The organism is Streptomyces virginiae (genome assembly GCF_040638905.1).
Lineage (GTDB): Bacteria > Actinomycetota > Actinomycetes > Streptomycetales > Streptomycetaceae > Streptomyces > Streptomyces virginiae_B.
Map to the genome: position 1 here is coordinate 12,963 of NZ_JBEZYV010000052.1, position 22,248 is coordinate 35,210.

Below are 22,248 nucleotides of genomic sequence, written 5' to 3' on the forward strand. Positions count from 1 at the left end.
GTGCTCCTCGCGGGTGGGGGGTGGTGGGGGGTGGTGGCCTGAAGGATCTTCTTCAGCTGGCGCGAAGCTTATGTGTGCATGACATATTCAGGTCAAGTGTCTTGCGTAAAAGATTTGTTGCTTCGAACGCACAAGGGGCGTCTGGTATGTACCAGGCGCCCCTTGCGGCAGAAGATTTGACGGTCAATCAGGCGATCAGCGAACGGGCTGGTAGGCGCGCTCTACCTTCTGGGTCCCGTTCAGGGTCCGGTAGGAGCGGGACCATTCGGACGTGGCGCCGGGCCGGCGCTTGTCGGACACCACGTAGTAGTCCATCTGCGAGCGCTCCGGCGTCACGTCCAGCACGCCGTAGCCGTGCGCGTCCATGTCGAGCCACTTCACGTGCCAGTTGGCGGCCTTGATGGCGGATTCGGCCACCAGTGAGACCGTGTCCGGCAGCACGTGCAGTATGTCGTCGAGGTTGTCGGAGGTCACCGACGTGACGACGAACTCGGTCGCCGCCGTGCCCGAGCCCGGGTAGGTGGCCATGTTCACCGGGACCTCGTTCGCCCAGGCCATGTGGATGTCGCCGGTCAGGAACACCGTGTTCTTGACGTTCCGGGCCTTCAGGTGGCCCAGCAGCTCCTTGCGGTCGTCCGTGTACCCGTCCCACTGGTCCACGTTGATCGCGATGCCGCCCTCGGGCAGGCCGAGCAGCTTGGCGAGCGGTGCCAGCAGGTGGGCGGGCAGCGAGCCGAAGGCCACCGGCGAGATCATCACCGAGGTGCCGACCAACTTCCAGGTCGCGTCGGAGCCCGCCAGGCCCGACTTGAGCCAGTCCAGCTGGGCGCGCCCGGTGATGCTGCGCTCCGGGTCGTCCACCGCGCCGCTGCCGACCTCGGCCTGCTGCGAGCGGAAGGAGCGCAGGTCCAGCAGGTGGAGGTCGGCGAGGGTGCCGAACCGCAGTCTGCGGTAGACGGTCCCGGCGGTCGAGGTCCGTACCGGCATCCACTCGAAGTACGCCTGCTTGGCCGCCTCGGCGCGGGCCGCCCAGTCGCCCTCGGCGCCCGGGGTGTGGTTCTCGGCGCCGCCGGACCACATGTCGTTCGCGAACTCGTGGTCGTCCCAGATGGCTATGACGGGGTGCGCGTGGTGCAGGGCCTGGAGGTCGGCGTCCGTCTTGTACTTGCCGTGCCGGGCGCGGTAATCGGCCAGCGAGACGATCTCGTGCTTCGGCTCGTGCTGGCGGACCGTGTACTTCGCCTCCGGGTAGCCCCCGGACTGGTACTCGTAGATGTAGTCGCCCAGGTGCAGGACCGCGTGCAGATCCGTACGGGCGGCCAGGTGGCGGTAGGCCGAGAAGTAACCGGACTCCCAGTTGGCGCAGGAGACCACGCCGAAACGGACGCCCGGGGTGGTCACGTCGTGGCCGGGGGTGGTCAGCGTGCGTCCGACGGGGGAGACGGCCGAGCCGGCGGTGAACCGGTACCAGTACGGCGTCTGCGGCCGGAGTCCGCGCACGTCCACCTTGACCGTGTGGTCGGCGGCGGCGCTCGCGGTGACGGTTCCCCGGGCGACGACCCGGGAGAAGGCCTGGTCGGAGGCCACCTCCCAGCCCACCTGGACGGCCGGGCCGAGGCCGGAGCCGGGGACGGCCTCGGGGGTGGGGGTGAGGCGGGTCCACAACAGGACGCCGTCGGGCAGCGGATCACCCGAGGCGACGCCGTGCAGGAAGGCGGAGGCGGTGCCCGCCGCGTGGGCGGTTCCGGAGCCCAAGGAGGCGAGGGGGGCCAGCGTGGCCGTGGCCGCCGCGGCGAGAACGACCGTACGGCGCCGGGGCGTTGCCGCGGCCTGGGAAGGGGTGAGATGACTGGTCACGGCCGATCATATTACCGACGGGTACACCCCGTCGAACAGACGTAGGAACGCAACGGGCGGGCGAACTCTGGGAGTTCGCCCGCCCGTTGGTGCGGCCGGTCCGGAAGGCTATCTCCCGGAATGCCCGGATCAGCCCTGCAGGGCCTTGTCGATCGCCGCCGTGAACTGCTCCGCCGTCTGCGGGGTGTCGATCTTCTTGCCGTCCATCTTCAGGGTCGGCGTACCCTTCACACCGGACTTGTCGAAGGCCTTCGACATCTCCAGCGCCCACCGGTCGTACGTGCCGTCCTCGACGGCCTTCTTGAACTCGGCGTTGCCCTTGAGCGCCGGGACGGTGTCCGCGACCTTCAGCAGGTAGTCGTCCTTGGCGAAGCTGTCGACGGTCTCCTCGGGGTGCTGCTCCTTGGAGTACAGCGCCCCCTTGTACTGCAGGAAGGCCTCCGGGCTGACGTTCAGCGCCGCGCCCAGCGCGCTCAGCGCGTTCTTGGAGCCCTCGCCCTTGACCGCGTTGTCGATGAAGGTGGCACCGACGTACTGGAGCTTGTACTTGCCCGCGTCGACGTCCTTCTTGATCTGCTCGCCGGCCGCCTGCTCGAAGGCGGCGCAGGCCGGGCAGCGCGAGTCCTCGTACAGCTCCAGGGTCTTCTTCGCGTCGGCCTTGCCGACGACGACCGTGGTGCCGTCCTCGCCCTCGGTGTTCTTCGGCTTGACCAGCTCGGCCTTGGCGGCCTTCTCCCAGTAGTCGGGCTCATTGGCCTTCATGACCCCGTAGGCGATGCCGCCGGCCAGCCCCAGGGCGGCGACGACACCGACGCCCACTATGAGCTGCCGGCGGATCTTGTCCCTCTTGGCCTGGGCCTCGCGCTCGGCGCGCAACCGCTCGCGGGCCGCCGCCTTGTTCGCCTGGCTGTTGCGTGAACTCATGGTGATCTCCGTGGGACGTGATGTGTGAAGACGTGTGGAGGGGACTGCCGAACGTGCGTCAGGCGCGCGCGAGCGCACCGGGCACGGGGGGTCCTCGCCGTCCCACGGAGTGTGCGGGGAAGCGCGTAGGGGCGCCGGCACCCGCCGGGACCGGCCGAAGCGCCCGCCGCGCCGGGCCGCAGGCCACCGCGACGGCGGCCGCCGCCAGCCGCAGCGGCCGGAACGCGAAGGCCGCCACCGCCCGCACCAGCCGGCCCAGCGCGCGCTCCCCGTGGCGCAGCCAGGCGGCGGCGAGCAGTCCCACCGAGACGTGTGCGCCGAGCAGCAGCCACGGGGTGTAGGGCCCCGGAGAGGCCAGCAGCGCGGCGGCGTCGGCGGCGGGCCCGGCCACCTCGGTCAGCGGCCCGCCCACCGGGGCGCCCCCGCACAGCTCCTCCAGGCCCATGGCGCGCAGCGGCCCCGAGACGGGGCCGCCGGCCGGGCCGTAGCAGAGGTGCTGGCCGGTGGTGAAGACGGTGTCGGCCGCCAGCTCCAGCGGTACGAGGAGCCCCGCGATGGGGCCGAAGCCCCGCTCGCGGCCCGCGAGGGCGTAGGCGATCACGAACACGCCCGCGAAGGCCCCGCCCACCAGCACGGGCGGCAGCGGGACCTGTGACATCAGGACGTGCGAGCCGGACGAGAGCAGCACGACGAGCGCGCTGAACAGCGCGGCCCGCAGCCCCCTGAGTCCCGTCCCGGAAAAGTCCATCCTCGCGAGTGTGCCACGTGTTCCTGTGGGAGCCGGTTAGGGGCGTCCCGCCGATCGTGCCGGGCTCGGCCTGATCGACAAGGCACCCCTAGGGGGTGAGGCGCCCGTTGCGGAACAGGTCCACGAAGATCTGGTGGTCGGCGCGCGCCCGGGCCCCGTAGGCGTGCGAGAAGTCCACGAGCAGCTCCGCGAAGCCCTCCTCGTCCGCCGCGATGGCCGCGTCGATGGCCCGCTCGGTGGAGAACGGCACCAGGGACTGCCCGCTCTCCGCCTCGTCGGCCGACGCGTGCATGGTCGCCGTGGCCCGGCCGAGGTCCGCGACGACCGCCGCGATCTCCTCCGGGTCGTCGAGGTCCGACCAGTCCAGGTCCACCGCGTAGGGGGAGACCTCCGCGACGAGCTGGCCCGCCCCGTCCAGCTCGGTCCAGCCCAGCCACGGGTCGGCGTGGGCCTGGAGCGCCCGCTGCGAGATCACCGTGCGGTGCCCCTCGTGCCGGAAGTAGTCCCGCACCGCCCGGTCGGTGATATGCCGGGACACCGCCGGGGTCTGCGCCTGCTTGAGGTAGATCACGACGTCGTTCTCCAGGGCGTCGCTGTGCCCCTCCAGCAGGATGTTGTAGGAGGGCAGGCCCGCGGAGCCGATGCCGACGCCCCGGCGGCCCACCACGTCCTTGACCCGGTAGGAGTCGGGCCGCACCAGCGACTCGTCGGGGAGCGTCTCCAGATACCCGTCGAAGGCGGCCAGCACCTTGTAGCGGGTCGCGGCGTCCAGCTCGACGGATCCGCCGCCGGACGTGAAGCGGCGCTCGTAGTCCCGTATCTCCGTCATCGAGTCCAGCAGCGAGAAGCGCGTGCGGGAGCGGGCCGAGCGCAGGGCGCCCAGCAGCGGGCCCTCGGCGGTGTCCAGGGTGAAAGAGGGCACCTCTTCGTTCTTGGCGCCCGCGGCCAGCCGGTGGATCCGCTCCCGGTAGGCGCCCGCGTAGGTCCGCACCAGCTCGCTTATCTGGTCGTCGCTGAGCGCCTTGGTGTAGCCGATCAGCGCGACGGAGGCGGCGAAGCGCTTGAGGTCCCAGGTGAAGGGGCCGACATAGGCCTCGTCGAAGTCGTTGACGTTGAAGATCAGCCGGCCGTTGGAGTCCATGTACGTGCCGAAGTTCTCGGCGTGCAGATCGCCGTGGATCCACACCCGGCCCGTCCGCTCGTCCAAGTACGGGCCGCCGTGCCGGTCCCGCTCCAGGTCGGAGTAGAAGAGGCAGGCCGTGCCGCGGTAGAAGGCGAAGGCCGAGGCCGCCATCTTGCGGAACTTGACCTGGAAGGCAGCGGGGTCGGCGGCGAGCAGTTCACCGAATGCGGTGTCGAACACGTCGAGGATCTCTTCGGCGCGCTGCTCGTCGGTCGTCTCGGGGACCGCCATGGCGGGTTCCTCCTGGTGCACGGGTTGTACGGGCTCTGCCGGACTGGACGCCGGACCTGCGCCCCTGGTTCTGCAACGCCCGACCGTACCGCCGCGTGCCCCGGATCTGTCACCCGTGGGACGTAGGATTCAAAGCTGCCCCCCTCCCCCCGCCGCCAGGAGACCAGCGCCGTGACCAAGACGCCGTTCACGCACCTGCACGTCCACACCCAGTACTCGCTGCTGGACGGTGCCGCACGGCTGAAGGACATGTTCAACGCGTGCAACGAGATGGGCATGACGCATATCGCCATGTCCGACCACGGCAACCTGCACGGGGCCTACGACTTCTTCCACTCCGCGCAGAAGGCCGGGATCACGCCGATCATCGGCATCGAGGCGTACGTCGCCCCCGAGTCCCGGCGCAACAAGCGCCGCATCCAGTGGGGCCAGCCCCACCAGAAGCGCGACGACGTCTCCGGCTCCGGCGGTTACACCCACAAGACGATCTGGGCGGCGAACGCCACCGGCCTGCACAACCTCTTCCGGCTGTCCTCCGACGCCTACGCCGAGGGCTGGCTCACGAAGTGGCCGCGCATGGACAAGGAGACCATCAGCAAGTGGTCCGAGGGCCTGATCGCCTCCACCGGCTGCCCCTCCGGTGAGCTGCAGACCCGGCTGCGCCTCGGCCAGTTCGACGAGGCCCTGAAGTCGGCCTCCGAATACCAGGACATCTTCGGCAAGGACCGCTACTTCCTGGAGCTGATGGACCACGGCATCGAGATCGAGCGCCGGGTCCGCGACGGACTGCTGGAGATCGGCAAGAAGCTCGGCATCCCGCCGCTGGTGACGAACGACTCGCACTACACCTACGCCAGCGAGGCCGCCGCCCACGACGCCCTGCTGTGCATCCAGACCGGCAAGAACCTCTCGGACCCCGACCGCTTCCGCTTCGACGGCTCCGGCTACTACCTGAAGTCGACCGACGAGATGTACGCCATCGACTCCTCGGACGCCTGGCAGGAGGGCTGCGCCAACACCAAGCTGGTCGCGGACCAGGTCGACACCGAGGGCATGTTCAAATTCCGGAACCTGATGCCGAAGTTCGACATCCCGGACGGCTACACCGAGGTCACCTGGTTCCGCGAGGAGACCATGCGCGGCATGCACCGCCGCTTCCCCGGGGGCATCCCCGAGGACCGCATGAAGCAGGTCGAGTACGAGATGGACACGATCATCTCGATGGGCTTCCCGGGCTACTTCCTCGTGGTCGCCGACTTCATCATGTGGGCCAAGAACCAGGGCATCGCGGTCGGCCCCGGCCGAGGCTCCGCGGCCGGCTCGATCGTCGCCTACGCCATGGGCATCACCGACCTCGACCCGATCCCGCACGGCCTGATCTTCGAGCGCTTCCTCAACCCCGAGCGCGTCTCCATGCCCGACGTCGACATCGACTTCGACGAGCGCAGGCGCGTCGAGGTGATCCGGTACGTCACGGAGAAGTACGGCCAGGACAAGGTCGCCATGATCGGCACCTACGGCACCATCAAGGCCAAGAACGCGATCAAGGACTCCGCGCGCGTCCTGGGCTACCCGTACGCCATGGGCGACCGCCTCACCAAGGCCATGCCCGCCGACGTCCTCGGCAAGGGCATTCCGCTCTCCGGCATCCTCGACCCCTCGCACCCCCGCTACAGCGAGGCCGGCGAGATCCGCAGCATGTACGAGAACGAGCCCGACGTGAAGAAGGTCATCGACACCGCCCGCGGTGTGGAGGGCCTCGTCCGCCAGATGGGCGTCCACGCCGCAGGCGTGATCATGTCCAGCGAGACGATCACCGACCACGTGCCCGTCTGGGTGCGGCACACCGACGGCGTCACCATCACCCAGTGGGACTACCCGAGCTGCGAGTCGCTCGGCCTGCTGAAGATGGACTTCCTCGGCCTGCGCAACCTCACGATCATGGACGACGCCGTCAAGATGGTGAAGGCCAACAAGGGGATCGACATCGACCTCCTGGCCCTCCCGCTCGACGACCCCAAGACCTTCGAGCTGCTCGGCCGCGGTGACACCCTCGGCGTCTTCCAGTTCGACGGCGGGCCCATGCGCTCCCTGCTGCGCCTGATGAAGCCCGACAACTTCGAAGACATCTCCGCCGTGTCGGCCCTGTACCGCCCGGGCCCGATGGGCATGAACTCGCACACCAACTACGCCCTGCGCAAGAACAAGCAGCAGGAGATCACCCCGATCCACCCCGAGCTGGAGAAGCCGCTCGAAGAGGTGCTCGCGGTCACCTACGGACTGATCGTCTACCAGGAGCAGGTCCAGAAGGCCGCCCAGATCATCGCCGGCTACTCGCTCGGCGAGGCCGACATCCTGCGCCGCGTCATGGGCAAGAAGAAGCCCGAGGAGCTGGCGAAGAACTTCACGATCTTCCAGGAAGGCGCCCGCAAGAACGGCTACAGCGACGAGGCCATCCAGAAGCTCTGGGACGTCCTGGTCCCCTTCGCCGGCTACGCCTTCAACAAGGCCCACTCGGCCGCCTACGGCCTGGTCTCCTACTGGACCGCCTACCTCAAGGCGAACTACCCCGCCGAGTACATGGCGGGTCTGCTCACCTCGGTCAAGGACGACAAGGACAAGTCCGCGATCTACCTGAACGAGTGCCGCCGCATGGGCATCAAGGTGCTCCCGCCGAACGTCAACGAGTCCGAGTCGAACTTCGCCGCCCAGGGCGACGACGTGATCCTCTTCGGCCTCACGGCCGTCCGCAACGTCGGCCAGAACGTCGTCGACTCGATCATCAAGACCAGGAAGGCCAAGGGGAAGTACTCCTCCTTCCCCGACTTCCTGGACAAGGTCGAGGCCGTCGTCTGCAACAAGCGGACCATCGAGTCACTGATCAAGGCCGGTGCCTACGACGAGATGGGCCACACCCGCAAGGGCCTGGTCGCCCACCACGAGTCGATGATCGACAACGTGGTCGCCGTCAAGCGCAAGGAGGCCGAGGGACAGTTCGACCTCTTCGGCGGAATGGGTGACGAGGCCGCCGGCGACGAGCCCGGCTTCGGTCTCGACGTGGAGTTCTCCGACGTCGAGTGGGAGAAGTCCTACCTGCTCGCCCAGGAGCGCGAGATGCTCGGCCTCTACGTCTCCGACCACCCGCTCTTCGGCCTGGAGCACGTCCTCTCCGACAAGACCGACGCCGGCATCTCCCAGCTGACCGGCGGCGAGCACTCCGACGGCGCCGTCGTCACCATCGGCGGCATCATCTCCGGCCTCCAGCGCAAGATGACCAAGCAGGGCAACGCCTGGGCCATCGCCACCGTCGAGGACCTGGCCGGCTCCATCGAGTGCATGTTCTTCCCCGCGACCTACCAGCTCGTCTCCACCCAGCTGGTCGAGGACACCGTCGTCTTCGTCAAGGGCCGCCTCGACAAGCGCGAGGACGTCCCCCGCCTGGTCGCCATGGAGATGATGGTTCCCGACCTCTCCTCCGCCGGCACCAACGCCCCCGTGGTCCTCACCATCCCCACGGTCAAGGTCACACCCCCGATGGTGACCCGTCTGGGGGAGATCCTGCGCCACCACAAGGGCAACACCGAGGTGCGGATCAAGCTCCAGGGACCGCGGACCACCACCGTGCTGCGCCTCGACCGGCACCGGGTACAGCCCGACCCGGCCCTCTTCGGAGACCTCAAGGTCCTGCTCGGACCGTCCTGCCTGGCCGGATGACGGCGGCCGCCACACGCACGACGAGGGCCTGCCCGGTACTGCCGGGCAGGCCCTTGGCGCTTCGGGGCGTCACAGACCGACGCGGAGGACGTCAGCCCGGTACGTCAGTTGTGGCCGAACTTCTTCTGCTTGCTCTTGTGGGCCAGGTCCATGGGACTCGGCGCCTGGGACGCCGGCTCGTGGGACGAATCCGACGAGCGCGACATGTCCTGTCCGGACGAACGGGTCTGCTGCTTCGCCGGCTGCTTCTGGTTCTTGTTCTTGGCCATGGGGGAGCCTCCGTGAGGGTCTAGGGGCCAGGACCGCCTTCACACTCACACAGCCCCAGAAACCGCGCATTTTGGATCATTACTGCGTGTAGCCGAGGGTCGCTGCCCGCTGCCGCGTGAGATCCGCCACGCCGATGATCGAGTTCCGGCCTTCAACACCCTTGGGGTCGGGCAGACTCGGGGAACCCCGGAAAACGACATGGGGACCCCAGGGAAGAGGGTGGAACGCGTGGACCGCTGCGTCGTCCTGGTGGACGCCGGCTACCTGCTGGGCGCCGCCGCCAGCCTTCTCGCCGGGGAGCCCTCCCGCTCCCGGATCACCGTCGACCATGCCGCCCTCATCCAGGGCCTGCGCGAACGGGCCGAAGCCGACACCGAGCAGCCCCTGCTGCGCATCTACTGGTTCGACGGCGCACCCGACCGGGTGCCTCAGCCCGAACACCGCAGGCTGCGCGTCATGCCCCGGGTCACCGTCCGCCTCGGCGCCCTGACCCGCAGCGACGGCCGCTGGGCCCAGAAGGGCGTCGACGCCGCCATGCACGCCGAACTCACCGAGCTCGCCCGCAACCGCGCCTGCTCCGACGTGGTCCTCGTGACCGGCGACGGCGACCTGCTGCCCGGCCTGATGTCCGCCAAGGAGCACGGCGTCGCCGTCCACCTGTGGGCCGTCCAGGCCGCCGACGGCGACTACAACCAGTCCGAGGACCTCGTCGCCGAAGCCGACGAACGCCGCGTCCTCGACCGCGCCTGGATCACCCGGGCCGTCCGCGCCAAGGACCTGGCCGGACTGTGCTCCCCGCCGGCCGTGCCCCGCCCCGACATCGCCGCCATCCTCTCGGCGCCGCTGCCCGAGGCCGCACTCGCCGAGGCCGCCCGCAACGGCGCCGCCGCCCGCGCGGACGACGACCGGGAGGGAGTCCCCGTACCGGCGCCCACCACCCCCGGCGGCAAGACCGTCCCCACGCCCAAGGACCTCGCCGGATCACTGCGCTCCCCCGGCGCGCACGGCGGCCCGCAAGCCGCCGCGAGCAGCACGGCCGCCCCGGCCAGCGCCCTGCGCTGGTCCTCCGACAAGGGCTGGATCGACCGCGCCGGACCCCTCGGGGAACCCGCCGAGACCGCCTCCCTGCCCACCCTCGCCCAGCTCACCAGCGCCGAACAGCGCTGGGCGGACCGCGAGGAGGACATCACCACCGTCGGCGGCGACCCGTTCGAGGTGGGACAGGTGTTCGCCCGGCGGTGGATGGAGCGCCTCCCGGAAACCGTGCACCTGCAGAAACTGGCCACCATGTACCCGCGCATCCCGCACCGGATCGACGGCGAGCTGCTGCGCTACGCCGCCCGCTTCGGCCTGCTCGCGCACAAGGACGACCAGATCGACGAGCACGACCGCTACGCCATCCGCGCCGGGTTCTGGAGGGAGATCGACGTCCGCGCCGCCGCCGAGCACGTCGCGGCGGTACCGGCCGCCGCGCCCGGAACCGCACCCGCCGACCTGCCCGCCCCGCAGACCCCGGCGGCCGAGTAGGGGCGGGAACCCCGTAGGCTGCTCCCTCGTGAGTACGGGCACAGCACAGGCGCAGGACAGCACGGCGGCGGCCGCGGGAGCGGCGCCCGACGTGGTCTGCGCGGTGCGTGACCTGGTCAAGACGTATCCCGCGGTACGCGGGCGGCGCGGAGCCCCCGCCCTGCCCCAGACCCGCGCCAACGACGGCGTCACCCTCGACGTCCGGCGCGGCGAGGTCTTCGGGCTGCTCGGCCCCAACGGCGCCGGCAAGTCCACCCTGGTCCGCCAGCTCACCGGCCTGATGCGGCCCGACTCGGGCACCGTGACCCTCCTCGGCCACGACCTCGTACGCCACCCCGGACGGGCCTCCCGGCTGCTCGCCTACCTCGGGCAGGAGTCCACCGCCCTGGACGAGCTCACGGTGGCACTGGCCGCCGAGACCACCGGACGGCTGCGCGGACTCGACCTCCGCGCGGCCCGGGCCGCGCGCGACGCCGTACTGGAGGAACTCGGGCTGACCCCGATCGCCGAGCGGCCCCTGAAGAAGCTCTCCGGCGGCCAGCGGCGCCTGGCCTGCCTGGCCGCCGCACTGGTGGGGGAGCGGCCCGTACTGGTCCTCGACGAGCCCACCACCGGCATGGACCCCGTGGCCCGGCGGGCCGTGTGGGCGGCCGTGGACCGGCGCCGCGCACAGCAGGGTGCGACCGTCCTGCTCGTCACCCACAACGTCATCGAGGCCGAGACCGTCCTCGACCGGGTCGCCGTCATCGACCAGGGCAAGGTCATCGCCTGCGACACGCCGGCCGCGCTGAAGGCGAAGGTCTCCGGCGAGGTCCGGCTGGAACTGGTGTGGCGCGAAAGCGCTCCGCTGGAGGTGCCGGAGGTCGCCCGGCTGCACGCCCGCGCCGTCGAGTCGGGTCGCCGCTGGGTGCTCCGGCTGGCGCCGGACGAGGCGCGGGCGGCGGTGGCCTCGGTCACCGGGGGCCCCGCCTTCGCCGCGCTCGACGACTTCACCCTGGCCACCCCCAGCCTCGAAGACGTGTACCTGGCCCTCGGCGGCAGGACGAAAGGGCTGGTGAAGTCGTGAGCGACCGCTCGACGGGGGCCGTCCGGGCCGCGCTCGCGCCCGACGCCGCGCCGACACCCGCGCCGGAGGTGGCACCGGCCGCTGACACCGAGGGCTGCGCACCGGCACCCCGGCCCGCGCCGCTGGCGCCCGGCGCGCGGTTCTTCCCCTCGCTGGCCGCCGTCTACCGGGCGCAGCTGTCGCGGGCGCGGGTGGCGCGGATACCGCTGCTGTTCGTGGCCACCTTCCAGTCCGTCGGGATCATGATCCTGATGCGGGGCGTCGTCGACGGGGGCTCGGAGGCCCGCGCCGTCGTCGCCGGCTCCTCGGTGCTCGTCGTCGCCTTCGTCGCGCTGAACCTGCTCGCCCAGTACTTCGGGCAGCTGCGGGCCGGCGGCGGACTCGATCACTACGCCACCCTGCCGGTGCCGCCCGCCTCGGTGGTGCTGGGCGCGGCCGCCGCGTACGCCTCCTTCACCCTGCCGGGGACACTGGTCACCGCGGTCTTCGGATGCCTGCTCTTCGGCCTGCCGATGGGGTGCCTGTGGATCCTGGCCGCCGTCGTGCCCCTGGCCGGGGCCGCGCTGGCCGGGCTCGGCGCGGCGCTGGGACTGCTGGCACCGCGGCAGGAGCTGGCCACCCTCGCCGGACAGCTCGGCATGTCGGCGGCCCTGCTGCTGGGGGTGCTGCCGCCCGAGCGGATGCCCGCCCTCATCGTGTGGGCGCGGGACCTGCTGCCCTCCACGTACGGCGTGGAGGCGTTCGCACGGACCTTCGAACCGGAGCCGGACTGGGCCGCCGTCGCCTTCGACCTCGGCGTGTGCGCGGCCGTCGGGGTCGCCTCCCTGGCCCTCGCGACCTGGGCATACCGCCGGGCATCGGTGCGCTGACGCGGTCCGCCGACGCCGGGGCCGGGGACACCTGGCACGATGTGGGGGTGACCGAAGCCGTGACCCCGCAGTCCTCTTTCGACCCGCCGCCGTCGCCGCCCGAGAAGCCGGGTGACAGCGCCGCGGCCATCACCCCGGCGGACATCCGCGACGGCGCCGTCGTGGCCCTGGTGGTCGGGGTGGCAGGGCTGCTCCTCGGAGTGCTGTGGATGTGGCTGGCGCCGCGCGTGCAGTACGTCTCCAACGGGGAGGCGGTGTTCCTGCGCAACAGTGAGAGCGAAGCGCGGATCGCCGCCGACGGGACCTTCTTCCTGCTGTCGGTGGGACTGGGCGTGCTCAGCGCCGTCGGCACGTTCCTGTGGCGCCGGGCCGGCGGTGTGCCGCTGGTGATCGGGCTCGCCGTCGGGTCCTGCTTCGCCGCGCTGGCGGGGTGGCGGTTCGGGCTGTGGCTCGGGTCGTCGGCGGATGTGGCAGCCGCTGCGGCCAAGGCCGGCAAGGGGGTGCCGTTCGACGGGCCGCTGGAGCTGCTGGCGCACGGGGCGCTGCTGGCCTGGCCGATGACCGCCGTGCTGCTGCACCTGGGATTCACCGCGCTGTGGACGCCGCGGGATCCGGAGCCGGACCCGCTGGCCGGGTGGAGCGGCTACTACCAGCCGGCGCCGCCCCCGCCGGCCGAGCGGTCGCTGCCGCCGACCGACACCGGTCCGACGGCGTCGGAAGCCCCGCGCGCCTGACCTTCCGGGGCGGTGGGCCGCTGGCGCTGCTGCTGCGCGGAGCCCGTCCCCGCCCCGCCCTTCCTCCGTTTCCCGGGACTCCGCCCCGGCCCCCGCCGGACCCTGCCCCGGACCCGCGCCTCAATTGCCGGCGGGGCTGGGTTGGCGGGGGCGGGAGGGCTACGGGCGGGCGATCGGGGCCAGGGTGGCTGACGTGAGGGTGGCCAGGTCCGACGGGGAGAGTTCGACCTCCAGGCCGCGGCGGCCCGCCGAGCAGCAGATCGTCGGGTGCGTCGTCGCGGACTCGTCGATCACCGTGCGCAGCCGTTTGCGCTGCCCCAGCGGGGAGATGCCGCCGCGGACGTAGCCCGTGGTGCGTTCCGCCAGGGCCGGATCGGCCATCGCCGCCCGCTTGCCGCCCACCGCCGTCGCCAGGGCCTTCAGGTCCAGCGACCCCGAGACCGGGACCACCGCCACCGTCAGGACGCCGTCCACGTCCGCCACGAGCGTCTTGAAGACCTGCGTCGGCGAGACGCCCATGGCCTCGGCCGCCTCCTCGCCGTACGAGGGGTGCGCCGGGTCGTGCTCGTACGCGTGCGTGGTGAAGGCGACCCCGGCCGCCGTCAGGGCGACGACGGCCGGGGTGCCGGCCGCCTGCTTCGTCTTCTTCGCCATCGGTCCCCCGTCGGTCGCGCTCGTCAGTTGCCGCTCGTCAGTTGGGGCTCGTCGGAGCGCGGGTCAGGTCCACCGCCGGCAGCGACGGCAGATGGCGGATCACCGCCGTCTCCGTACGCAGCAGCTTCAGCTCCTCCGCCAGCCGCGTCGCCGTGTCCGGCGCCTGCAGCAGCCGCTGCTTCGCCGGGATGTCCAGCACCGCCGCCGCGGCCACCAGGTAGGAGACCACCGACGGCTCGTCGGGGAGCTCCGCGCCCGTCAGGGACCGCTCGCGGGCCCCCGCCAGCCGCTTCTGGTAGTTGCGGAAAGCCCGCAGCACCCCCTCCGCGAGGACCCCGGCGCCGTCGCCCGCGTCCTCCGGGAGCTCCTCCAGCTCGGCCGTCAGGAAGGGCCCCGAGGAATCCACCGACAGCAGGCGGACCCGCGTCGTACCGGTCGCGAGGACCTCGAAGCTGCCGTCCTCCCGTTCCCGGATCGTCGCCGCCTCCGCGATGCAGCCCACCCGGTGGAACGCCTGGACGGGATCCGGGCCGAAGCCCGCCGCCGGGCCCCGCTCGGGCAGCGCCGTCGGGTCCGGCAGGCCCTGCGCGGTCGGGGCGACCTCCCGGCCGTCGCGGATCGCGACGACCGCGAAACGGCGCGGCTCGTCCTCACCCGTCTTCAGCAACTCGCGCATCATGGCGCGATAACGCTCCTCGAAGACGTTCAGCGGGAGCACGAGTCCCGGGAACAGCACCGAGTTCAGCGGGAAGAGGGGCAGGCGAACGGTGGTCACGACGCACAGGGTAATCGTCCCGAGACGCGCCCCGTCACCCCCGCCGCAGCAGCCGGGAGGCCCCCGCCGCCACCGTCGTGGCCAGGATCCAGCCCATGACGACGAGACCCGCCGCCCCCCACTGCCAGCCGCCGGCCAGTTTCCACTGCCCCTGCTGGCCGAGGTCGATCACCGGGAGCAGCAGATCCAGGGCGTACAGCGGGGCGCTCCACTCGGGATGCTCGTCCTGCTTGATCGCCGGCGGGTCGAGCTGGGAGAACAGCAGCGCCCCCGCCGCCCACAGCACCGCCATCCACAGCGCGGCACGGCCCGGCCGGTAGCCGTAGACCACCGTCCAGTCCTGCAGGTACCCCCACGCCTTCGGCCCCGGCGACAGCGTGGCCCGGCGCCGCCGCTGCTTGGCCAGCAGCACCTCGCGCGCGTCCGCGTCCTCGCCGCTGGCCCGCAGTACGGCCGCCAGCCGCTCGTAAGGCCCCGGCGAGTACTCGGGGGTGGCCGCCTCCAGCCAGGCCAGCCTGCGGGAGAGGGGGAAGTGGCCGCGCGGCGCGAGGTTCTCGTACTCGAAACCCTCGATGGACACCCCGCCCGGGCCCGGCCAGCTCGTGGAGGTGTCGACGAGTTTGACCACCTTGGCCCCGGACACCACCACCCTCCCGCGCTCCGGCCCCTCCCCGACGAAGCGGAACTCCGGGGTCTGGATCCGGCGCAGGGATATCTCCTGCTCGTCCGTGAGCTGGAACCGCGCGCCGTAGAAGTCGATGGCGTCCCCGAACCGGCCGTCGTCCAGCCGCAGCCCGCCCCGGCACTCGAACGGCTGCGCCTGCTGCCCCCGGGTCGGTGTCCGGCCCAGCCCGTACGGGGGAGTGGAGGAGCCCGAGCCCCCGCGGCCGTAGTCCATGGCGATCGAGGTCAGGTACAGGGTCCGCTCCACGGTCAGCTGCGGCGCGTTCAGCGCGTGCCGCCCGGACGGATTGCGCAGCCGGGCCCCGCGCAGGTTCATCGACACGCCGACCTTCGCACCGCGCAGGCTCACCTCCCCGTACGTCTCCAGCAGCTCGCCCTGGAAGTCCTGCGCGACCGACATCCCGTCGGCGGCGATCGCCCGGCCCTTGTTGTCCCGCTGCACCACCGCCTGGCTGACCAGCAGGTCCGTGCCGATCTGCGCATCGGTCAGCCGGATCCCGCGCGCCACCCGGCAGCGCGGCACGTGCAGATCGCCCTCCGTGTGCAACCGGGCCGCCTCCAGCCGCGGAATCGCACAGTTGACCAGGCGCAACGTGCCGAATCGGGCCTCGGACAGCTGGATCTCGCTGTCGAAGCGGCAGGACTGCAGCTCCACGTACGGAGCAACGGTCCCACCGGACAGATCCAGCCGCCCGATGATCCGTACGCCGCGGAGCTTCAGGGAGGCCACCCGGCCCGGCACCGGCGGCGGCCCGTGGAGCAGCAGCAGCGCCACCACCCCCGCGCGGACGCTGCGCCCGGAACCCCAGACGAGGTCGCCGTGCGGATCGTCCACGTCGGCGGCGCGGGCACTGAGGTCGCAGACGCTGCCCGTGCGGTACGCGTCCCACATGCGGCGCTCGGAGGCGCTGAGATCCGCCGGATACCCGTCCGCGCTCGCCTCGGTCACCGCGGTCCCCCTCCGCCGTCATGTACGTGTAGGCGAACGCTAACGGGCACCTGTGACGTCCGGGGCGTGTATCAGCCAGTGATACGGGCGGACGGTGGCACGAGGCGGTCTGAGAGAATTGGGAGGTGATCTCTCGTATCGACCTGCGCGGTGACGCCCTCCCCGAGGGCGGCGCCCTGCGCGACCTGCTGCCCCGTGCCGAGTTCGACGTAGAAGCTGCCCTGGAGAAGGTGCGGCCCATCTGCGAGGACGTCCATCATCGTGGCACGGCGGCGCTGATCGAGTACGCGCAGAAGTTCGACGGGGTGACGCTGGAGCAGGTCAGGGTGCCCGCCGAGGCACTCCGGACGGCCCTCGACGAGCTCGACCCGGCCGTCCGCGCAGCCCTGGAGGAGTCGATCCGCCGCGCCCGGATCGTGCACCGCGAACAGCGCCGCACCGAGCACACCACCCAGGTGGTCCCCGGCGGCACCGTGACCGAGAAGTGGGTTCCGGTGGAGCGCGTGGGGCTGTACGCGCCGGGCGGCCGCTCGGTGTACCCGTCCTCCGTCGTCATGAACGTGGTGCCGGCCCAGGAGGCGGGCGTCGAGTCGATCGCGCTCGCGTCCCCGCCGCAGAGGCCCGCTTTCGAAGGTGACCCAGCCGGCGGTCTGCCGCACCCGACGATCCTCGCCGCCTGCGCCCTGCTCGGCGTGGACGAGGTGTACGCGGTCGGCGGAGCCCAGGCTGTCGCGATGTTCGCGTACGGCACCTCCGGACCCGACGGCTGCCTTCCCGCCAACATGGTCACCGGCCCCGGCAACATCTGGGTCGCCGCCGCCAAGCGCTACTTCACCGGCCGGATCGGCATCGACACCGAGGCCGGCCCGACCGAGATCGCCGTCCTCGCGGACTCCACGGCCGACCCGGTGCACGTCGCCGCCGACCTCATCAGCCAGGCCGAGCACGACCCGCTGGCCGCGGCCGTCCTCGTCACGGACTCCGCCGAGCTCGCCGAAGCCGTCGAGAAGGAGCTGGAGCCTCAGGTCGCCGCGACCAAGCACGTCGAGGACCGGATCAAGCCCGCCCTCGCCGGCAAGCAGTCCGCGATCGTGCTGGTCGACAGCCTGGAGGACGGCCTCAAGGTCGTCGACGCCTACGGCGCCGAGCACCTGGAGATCCAGACCGCCGACGCCGCCGCCTGGGCCGCCCGCGTCCGCAACGCCGGCGCGATCTTCGTCGGCCCGTGGGCCCCGGTCTCCCTCGGCGACTACTGCGCCGGCTCCAACCACGTGCTGCCCACCGGCGGCTGCGCCTGCCACTCCTCCGGCCTGTCCGTGCAGTCCTTCCTGCGCGGCATCCACATCGTCGACTACACCCGAGACGCCCTCGCCGAGGTCACCCACCACGTGGTGACCCTCGCCGAGGCCGAGGACCTGCCCGCGCACGGCGCCGCCCTCAAGGCACGCTTCGGATGGAAGGTCCCCAACCAGTGAGCATCGGAATCGACGACCTCCCCATCCGGGACGAACTGCGCGGCAAGAGCCCGTACGGCGCCCCGCAGCTCGACGTGCCCGTCCAGCTGAACACCAACGAGAACCCCTACGAGCTGCCCGCCGAACTCGTCGCGCGCATCGCCGAGCGCGTCGCCGACGCCGCCCGCACCCTCAACCGCTACCCGGACCGGGACGCGGTCGAGCTGCGCACCGAGCTGGCCGCCTACCTCACCCGTACCGGCAAGCACCCGGTCGCGCGGGAGAACGTATGGGCCGCCAACGGCTCCAACGAGGTCATCCAGCAGCTGCTGCAGACCTTCGGCGGGCCCGGCCGCACCGCGATCGGCTTCGAACCCTCGTACTCCATGCACGCGCTGATCTCCCGCGGCACCGGCACGGGCTGGATCTCCGGCCCGCGCCGCGAGGACTTCCGCCTCGACGTGGAGGCGGCCGAGCGGGCGATCGCCGAGCACGCCCCCGACATCGTCTTCATCACCTCGCCCAACAACCCCACGGGCACCGCGGTCGACGCGGAGACCGTCCTGGCCCTCTACGAGGCGGCCCAGGCGGCCAAGCCCTCCCTCGTCATCGTCGACGAGGCCTACGTGGAGTTCAGCCACCGGGACTCGCTGCTGCCCCTCATCGAGGGCCGCCCCAACATGGTGATCTCCCGGACCATGTCCAAGGCCTTCGGCGCGGCCGGCCTGCGCCTGGGCTACCTGGCCGCACACCCCGCCGTCGTCGACGCCGTACAGCTGGTGCGCCTGCCGTACCACCTGTCCGCCGTCACCCAGGCCACGGCACTCGCCGCCCTGGAGCACACCGACACCCTGCTCGGCTACGTCGAGCAGCTCAAGGCCGAGCGCGACCGCCTCGTCGCCGAACTGCGCGCCATCGGCTACGAGGTCACCGAGTCCGACGCGAACTTCATCCAGTTCGGGAAGTTCGAGGACGCGCACACCGCCTGGCAGAAGATCCTCGACCACGGGGTCCTGGTCCGGGACAACGGCGTACCCGGCCGGCTGCGGGTCACCGCCGGGACCCCGGCAGAGAACGACGCGTTCCTGGAAGCGGTTCGCGCACTGAAGAAGGAGCAGCACGCATGAGCCGCATCGGACGGGTCGAACGGACCACCAAGGAGACCTCCGTCGTCGTCGAGATAAACCTCGACGGAACCGGCCAGGTTGACGTCTCGACGGGCGTGGGCTTCTACGACCACATGCTCGACCAGCTCGGCCGCCACGGCCTCTTCGACCTCACCGTCAAGACCGACGGCGACCTGCACATCGACTCCCACCACACCATCGAGGACACCGCCCTCGCGCTCGGCGCCGCCTTCAAGCAGGCCCTCGGCGACAAGGTGGGCATCTACCGCTTCGGCAACTGCACCGTGCCGCTCGACGAGTCCCTCGCCCAGGTGACCGTCGACCTGTCCGGCCGCCCCTACCTCGTCCACACCGAGCCCGAGAACATGGCGCCGATGATCGGCTCCTACGACACGACGATGACCCGCCACATCCTGGAGTCCTTCGTCGCGCAGGCCCAGATCGCCCTGCACGTCCACGTCCCGTACGGCCGCAACGCCCACCACATCGTGGAATGCCAGTTCAAGGCCCTCGCCCGCGCACTGCGCTACGCCGCCGAGTTCGACCCGCGCGCCGCCGGCATCCTGCCCTCCACGAAGGGCGCCCTCTAGCAGTGAACGGGCTGAACACCATCCTGATCGTCCTCGGCCTGTTCCTGGCCGGGGGCGTCTACTCCTTCCAGAAGCAGCAGATGCCCAAATCGGTCGTGGTCCTGCTCGCCATCGCCTCCGCGATGTGCCTGGCGGCCGGAGTCCTGCGGATCCAAGGAATCTGGGAATGAGCACAGCACGCCCCACCAAGAAGGTCGTCGTCTTCGACTACGGCTTCGGCAACGTCCGCTCCGCCGAACGGGCCCTCGCCCGCGTCGGCGCGGACGTCGAGATCACCCGCGACTACGACAAGGCCATGGACGCCGACGGACTCCTCGTCCCCGGCGTCGGCGCCTTCTCCGCATGCATGCAGGGCCTCAAGGACGTCCGCGGCGACTGGATCATCGGCCGCCGCCTCTCCGGAGGCCGCCCGGTCATGGGCATCTGCGTCGGCATGCAGATCCTCTTCGAGCGCGGCATCGAGCACGGCGTGGAGACCGAAGGACTCGACGAGTGGCCCGGCACGGTCGGCCCGCTCAAGGCCCCGGTCGTCCCCCACATGGGCTGGAACACCGTCGAGGCCCCCGCCGACAGCCAGGCCTTCGCCGGCCTGGACGCCGACGCCCGGTTCTACTTCGTGCACTCCTACGCGGCCCACGACTGGAGCCTGGAAGTCACCAACCCGCTGATCCGCGCCCCCAAGGTCACCTGGGCCACCCACGGCGAGCGCTTCGTCGCGGCGGTGGAGAACGGGGCCCTGTGGGCCACCCAGTTCCACCCCGAGAAGTCCGGCGACGCCGGCGCCCAGCTCCTCACCAACTGGATCGAGACCCTCTGATGAGCGCACCCGCACTCGAACTCCTTCCCGCGGTCGACGTGCGCGACGGCCAGGCCGTCCGCCTCGTCCACGGCGTCTCCGGAAGCGAGACGTCCTACGGCTCCCCCCTGCAGGCGGCCCTCGCCTGGCAGGCCGCCGGCGCCGAATGGCTCCACCTGGTCGACCTGGACGCCGCCTTCGGGACCGGCGACAACCGCGCCCTGGTCGCCGAGATCACCCGCGCCATGGACATCAAGGTCGAGCTGTCCGGCGGCATCCGCGACGACGCCTCGCTCGCCGCGGCCCTCGCCACCGGCTGCACCCGCGTCAACCTCGGCACCGCCGCCCTGGAGACCCCCGAGTGGGCCGCCAAGGCCATCGCCGAGCACGGCGACAAGATCGCCATCGGCCTCGACGTACGCGGAACCACCCTCAAGGGCCGCGGCTGGACCAGCGAGGGCGGCGACCTGTACGAGACCCTCGCCCGCCTCGACTCCGAGGGCTGCGCCCGCTACGTCGTCACCGACATCGGCAAGGACGGCACGCTGACCGGCCCCAACCTGGAGCTGCTGAAGAACGTCTGCGCCGCCACCGACCGGCCCGTCGTCGCCTCCGGCGGCATCTCCTCGCTCGACGACCTGCGGGCCCTGTCCGAGCTGGTCCCGCTGGGCGTCGAGGGCGCGATCGTCGGCAAGGCCCTGTACGCCAAGGCCTTCACCCTGGAAGAAGCCCTGAAGGTGGTCTCCGCATGAGTTCCGACGCCGTACGCCGCATCTCCTCCGGCGGCTCCTACGAGGACGTCATCGCGTACTCCCGCGCCGTGCAGCTGCCGAACGGGCTCGTGCTCGTCTCCGGCTGCACCGCGGCCGACGCCGGCGGCCCGTACGACCAGACCGTCGCCGCCTTCGGCGTCGCCTTCAAGGCCCTCGCCCAGGCCGGCCTCGGCCCCGAGGACGTCGTGCGCACCCGCATGTACCTGACGCACGCCCGTGACGTGGACGACGTGGGCCGCGCCCACAAGGAGCTCTTCGACGCGGTCCGCCCGGCCGCGACGATGCTCATCGTCTCCGGCTTCGTCGACTCGTCGATGGTCGTCGAGGTGGAGGTCGAGGCGTACAAGGCGGTGTCCGGATGAGCCTCTCCGTACGCGTGATCCCCTGCCTGGACGTGGACAACGGCCGGGTCGTCAAGGGCGTCAACTTCCAGAACCTGCGCGACGCGGGCGACCCGGTGGAGATGGCCAAGCTGTACGACGCCGAAGGCGCCGACGAGCTGACCTTCCTCGACATCACCGCGTCCTCCGGGAACCGCGAGACCACCTACGACGTGGTGCGGCGCACCGCAGAGCAGGTCTTCATCCCGCTGACCGTCGGCGGCGGCGTCCGTACGGCCGACGACGTCGACAAGCTGCTGCGCGCGGGAGCGGACAAGGTGGGCGTGAACACGGCCGCCATCGCCCGCCCCGAGCTGATCCAGGAGATCGCGGAGCGGTTCGGCCGGCAGGTCCTCGTGCTGTCCGTCGACGCGCGGCGCACGGAGACGGGCTCCTTCGAGGTCACCACCCACGGCGGCCGCCGGGGCGCCGGCATCGACGCCGTCGAATGGGCCCACCGGGCCGCGGAGCTGGGCGCCGGGGAAATCCTGCTGAACTCCATGGACGCCGACGGCACGAAGGACGGCTACGACACGGAGATGATCGCGGCGGTGCGCAAGCACGTCACGGTGCCGGTGATCGCCTCGGGCGGCGCGGGCCGCCTTGCCGATTTCGCCCCGGCGATCGCGGCGGGGGCGGATGCGGTGCTGGCGGCGTCGGTGTTCCACTTCGGCGATCTCCGCATCGCCGAAGTGAAGTCGGCCCTCCGCGAAGCGGGCCACCCGGTCCGCTGATCCCCTCCGGCTGCGGGCCGGTGGCCGCGCCTCAATCGCCGGCGGGGCTGGGTCGTGCCCCCTGGCCGGGAGCGTGGCCCTCGGGCCGGCTCTGGTGGTGGCTTCGGGTGGGGTGGCGACACTCCGGGGGCTCTCCTCGGCTCGGCGCGTGCGGGCATGTCCCGGTTGTGCCCGGTGGTTGCGCCTCGTCCTGCGGGGAGCCCCCGGAG

The 22,248-nt window shown here is 71.4% G+C and carries 21 protein-coding genes; 13 read left to right on the forward strand and 8 right to left on the reverse strand.

The features are described from left to right. Positions 1-195: 195 nt before the first annotated feature. The 4 genes from AB0F82_RS36130 to AB0F82_RS36145 form a co-directional block, all read right to left on the reverse strand. Positions 196-1,857: an alkaline phosphatase D family protein gene (locus AB0F82_RS36130; RefSeq protein ID WP_362635469.1), complete on the reverse strand. Its 1,662-nt coding sequence runs from the start codon at positions 1,855-1,857 to the stop codon at positions 196-198. Between the two features lie 129 nt (positions 1,858-1,986). Further along, a complete protein-coding gene (locus tag AB0F82_RS36135) occupies positions 1,987-2,781 on the reverse strand; it encodes a DsbA family protein (RefSeq protein WP_356813213.1) in 795 nt (264 codons plus the stop codon). 58 nt (positions 2,782-2,839) lie between these two features. After that, positions 2,840-3,529: a hypothetical protein gene (locus AB0F82_RS36140; RefSeq protein ID WP_362635472.1), complete on the reverse strand. Its 690-nt coding sequence runs from the start codon at positions 3,527-3,529 to the stop codon at positions 2,840-2,842. A gap of 88 nt (positions 3,530-3,617) precedes the next feature. Next, entirely contained in the window at positions 3,618-4,943 is a 1,326-nt protein-coding gene (locus AB0F82_RS36145) for a DUF2252 domain-containing protein (protein ID WP_362635474.1), read from the reverse strand. A 171-nt stretch (positions 4,944-5,114) separates the two neighbouring features. Between AB0F82_RS36145 and dnaE the strand changes: the two genes are divergently transcribed. Further along, positions 5,115-8,657: a DNA polymerase III subunit alpha gene (gene dnaE / locus AB0F82_RS36150; protein WP_356813216.1), complete on the forward strand. Its 3,543-nt coding sequence runs from the start codon at positions 5,115-5,117 to the stop codon at positions 8,655-8,657. Between the two features lie 104 nt (positions 8,658-8,761). Here dnaE and AB0F82_RS36155 read toward each other — a convergent pair whose 3' ends face one another. Beyond that, the gene (locus AB0F82_RS36155; RefSeq protein ID WP_356813217.1) at positions 8,762-8,926 is read right to left on the reverse strand and encodes a hypothetical protein; all 165 of its coding nucleotides are present in this window, start codon (positions 8,924-8,926) and stop codon (positions 8,762-8,764) included. 220 nt (positions 8,927-9,146) lie between these two features. Between AB0F82_RS36155 and AB0F82_RS36160 the strand changes: the two genes are divergently transcribed. The 4 genes from AB0F82_RS36160 (at position 9,147) to AB0F82_RS36175 (ending at position 13,123) form a co-directional block, all read left to right on the forward strand. Further along, positions 9,147-10,454 (forward strand): NYN domain-containing protein, encoded by a 1,308-nt coding sequence (locus tag AB0F82_RS36160; RefSeq protein ID WP_362635478.1) that lies wholly within the window; start codon positions 9,147-9,149, stop codon positions 10,452-10,454. A 28-nt stretch (positions 10,455-10,482) separates the two neighbouring features. Further along, entirely contained in the window at positions 10,483-11,520 is a 1,038-nt protein-coding gene (locus AB0F82_RS36165; RefSeq protein WP_362635481.1) for an ABC transporter ATP-binding protein, read from the forward strand. Positions 11,521-11,588: 68 nt separating this feature from the next. Beyond that, on the forward strand, positions 11,589-12,389 hold the full coding sequence (locus AB0F82_RS36170; protein WP_362635496.1) for an ABC transporter permease: 801 nt from the start codon (positions 11,589-11,591) through the stop codon (positions 12,387-12,389). 47 nt (positions 12,390-12,436) lie between these two features. Continuing rightward, on the forward strand, positions 12,437-13,123 hold the full coding sequence (locus AB0F82_RS36175) for a hypothetical protein (protein WP_362635484.1): 687 nt from the start codon (positions 12,437-12,439) through the stop codon (positions 13,121-13,123). 159 nt (positions 13,124-13,282) lie between these two features. Here AB0F82_RS36175 and ybaK read toward each other — a convergent pair whose 3' ends face one another. Genes ybaK through AB0F82_RS36190 form a run of 3 tightly spaced genes read right to left on the reverse strand, consistent with a single transcriptional unit; the run spans position 13,283 to position 16,185 of the window. Then, positions 13,283-13,777: a Cys-tRNA(Pro) deacylase gene (ybaK, locus tag AB0F82_RS36180; RefSeq protein WP_356813221.1), complete on the reverse strand. Its 495-nt coding sequence runs from the start codon at positions 13,775-13,777 to the stop codon at positions 13,283-13,285. Between the two features lie 37 nt (positions 13,778-13,814). Next, positions 13,815-14,552: an LON peptidase substrate-binding domain-containing protein gene (locus AB0F82_RS36185; protein WP_356813222.1), complete on the reverse strand. Its 738-nt coding sequence runs from the start codon at positions 14,550-14,552 to the stop codon at positions 13,815-13,817. A 34-nt stretch (positions 14,553-14,586) separates the two neighbouring features. Next, the gene (locus AB0F82_RS36190; protein ID WP_436842258.1) at positions 14,587-16,185 is read right to left on the reverse strand and encodes an oxidoreductase; all 1,599 of its coding nucleotides are present in this window, start codon (positions 16,183-16,185) and stop codon (positions 14,587-14,589) included. A 125-nt stretch (positions 16,186-16,310) separates the two neighbouring features. On the opposite strand from AB0F82_RS36190, the gene hisD reads away from it, so the two are divergent. Genes hisD through hisF form a run of 8 tightly spaced genes read left to right on the forward strand, consistent with a single transcriptional unit; the run spans position 16,311 to position 22,039 of the window. Next, a complete protein-coding gene (gene hisD / locus AB0F82_RS36195) occupies positions 16,311-17,660 on the forward strand; it encodes a histidinol dehydrogenase (RefSeq protein ID WP_356813223.1) in 1,350 nt (449 codons plus the stop codon). After that, complete coding sequence (locus AB0F82_RS36200; RefSeq protein WP_356813224.1) at positions 17,639-18,766, forward strand: histidinol-phosphate transaminase; 1,128 nt, start codon at positions 17,639-17,641, stop codon at positions 18,764-18,766. The genes hisD and AB0F82_RS36200 overlap by 22 nt, the downstream gene beginning before the upstream one ends. Next, a complete protein-coding gene (hisB, locus tag AB0F82_RS36205) occupies positions 18,763-19,356 on the forward strand; it encodes an imidazoleglycerol-phosphate dehydratase HisB (protein WP_030028107.1) in 594 nt (197 codons plus the stop codon). The genes AB0F82_RS36200 and hisB overlap by 4 nt, the downstream gene beginning before the upstream one ends. A gap of 2 nt (positions 19,357-19,358) precedes the next feature. Further along, a complete protein-coding gene (locus AB0F82_RS36210) occupies positions 19,359-19,526 on the forward strand; it encodes a hypothetical protein (protein WP_030028108.1) in 168 nt (55 codons plus the stop codon). Beyond that, on the forward strand, positions 19,523-20,173 hold the full coding sequence (gene hisH, locus AB0F82_RS36215; protein ID WP_356813225.1) for an imidazole glycerol phosphate synthase subunit HisH: 651 nt from the start codon (positions 19,523-19,525) through the stop codon (positions 20,171-20,173). Before AB0F82_RS36210 ends, hisH begins: the two co-directional genes overlap by 4 nt. Continuing rightward, entirely contained in the window at positions 20,173-20,904 is a 732-nt protein-coding gene (gene priA, locus AB0F82_RS36220; protein ID WP_362635490.1) for a bifunctional 1-(5-phosphoribosyl)-5-((5-phosphoribosylamino)methylideneamino)imidazole-4-carboxamide isomerase/phosphoribosylanthranilate isomerase PriA, read from the forward strand. The genes hisH and priA overlap by 1 nt, the downstream gene beginning before the upstream one ends. Next, positions 20,901-21,287 (forward strand): RidA family protein, encoded by a 387-nt coding sequence (locus AB0F82_RS36225; RefSeq protein WP_356813227.1) that lies wholly within the window; start codon positions 20,901-20,903, stop codon positions 21,285-21,287. Before priA ends, AB0F82_RS36225 begins: the two co-directional genes overlap by 4 nt. Continuing rightward, entirely contained in the window at positions 21,284-22,039 is a 756-nt protein-coding gene (hisF, locus tag AB0F82_RS36230) for an imidazole glycerol phosphate synthase subunit HisF (RefSeq protein WP_356813228.1), read from the forward strand. The genes AB0F82_RS36225 and hisF overlap by 4 nt, the downstream gene beginning before the upstream one ends. The last annotated feature ends 209 nt before the right edge of the window (positions 22,040-22,248 follow it).

What these genes read in the sequence shown, in the direction of transcription:
- AB0F82_RS36135 (WP_356813213.1), bottom strand. Translation starts at nt 2,781, where the DNA reads ATGAGTTCACGCAACAGCCAGGCGAACAAGGCGGCGGCCCGCGAGCGG.
- AB0F82_RS36140 (WP_362635472.1), bottom strand. Translation starts at nt 3,529, where the DNA reads ATGGACTTTTCCGGGACGGGACTCAGGGGGCTGCGGGCCGCGCTGTTC.
- AB0F82_RS36145 (WP_362635474.1), bottom strand. Translation starts at nt 4,943, where the DNA reads ATGGCGGTCCCCGAGACGACCGACGAGCAGCGCGCCGAAGAGATCCTC.
- AB0F82_RS36155 (WP_356813217.1), bottom strand. Translation starts at nt 8,926, where the DNA reads ATGGCCAAGAACAAGAACCAGAAGCAGCCGGCGAAGCAGCAGACCCGT.
- ybaK (WP_356813221.1), bottom strand. Translation starts at nt 13,777, where the DNA reads ATGGCGAAGAAGACGAAGCAGGCGGCCGGCACCCCGGCCGTCGTCGCC.
- AB0F82_RS36200 (WP_356813224.1), top strand. Translation starts at nt 17,639, where the DNA reads ATGGAAGGTCCCCAACCAGTGAGCATCGGAATCGACGACCTCCCCATC.
- hisB (WP_030028107.1), top strand. Translation starts at nt 18,763, where the DNA reads ATGAGCCGCATCGGACGGGTCGAACGGACCACCAAGGAGACCTCCGTC.
- hisH (WP_356813225.1), top strand. Translation starts at nt 19,523, where the DNA reads ATGAGCACAGCACGCCCCACCAAGAAGGTCGTCGTCTTCGACTACGGC.
- priA (WP_362635490.1), top strand. Translation starts at nt 20,173, where the DNA reads ATGAGCGCACCCGCACTCGAACTCCTTCCCGCGGTCGACGTGCGCGAC.
- AB0F82_RS36225 (WP_356813227.1), top strand. Translation starts at nt 20,901, where the DNA reads ATGAGTTCCGACGCCGTACGCCGCATCTCCTCCGGCGGCTCCTACGAG.
- hisF (WP_356813228.1), top strand. Translation starts at nt 21,284, where the DNA reads ATGAGCCTCTCCGTACGCGTGATCCCCTGCCTGGACGTGGACAACGGC.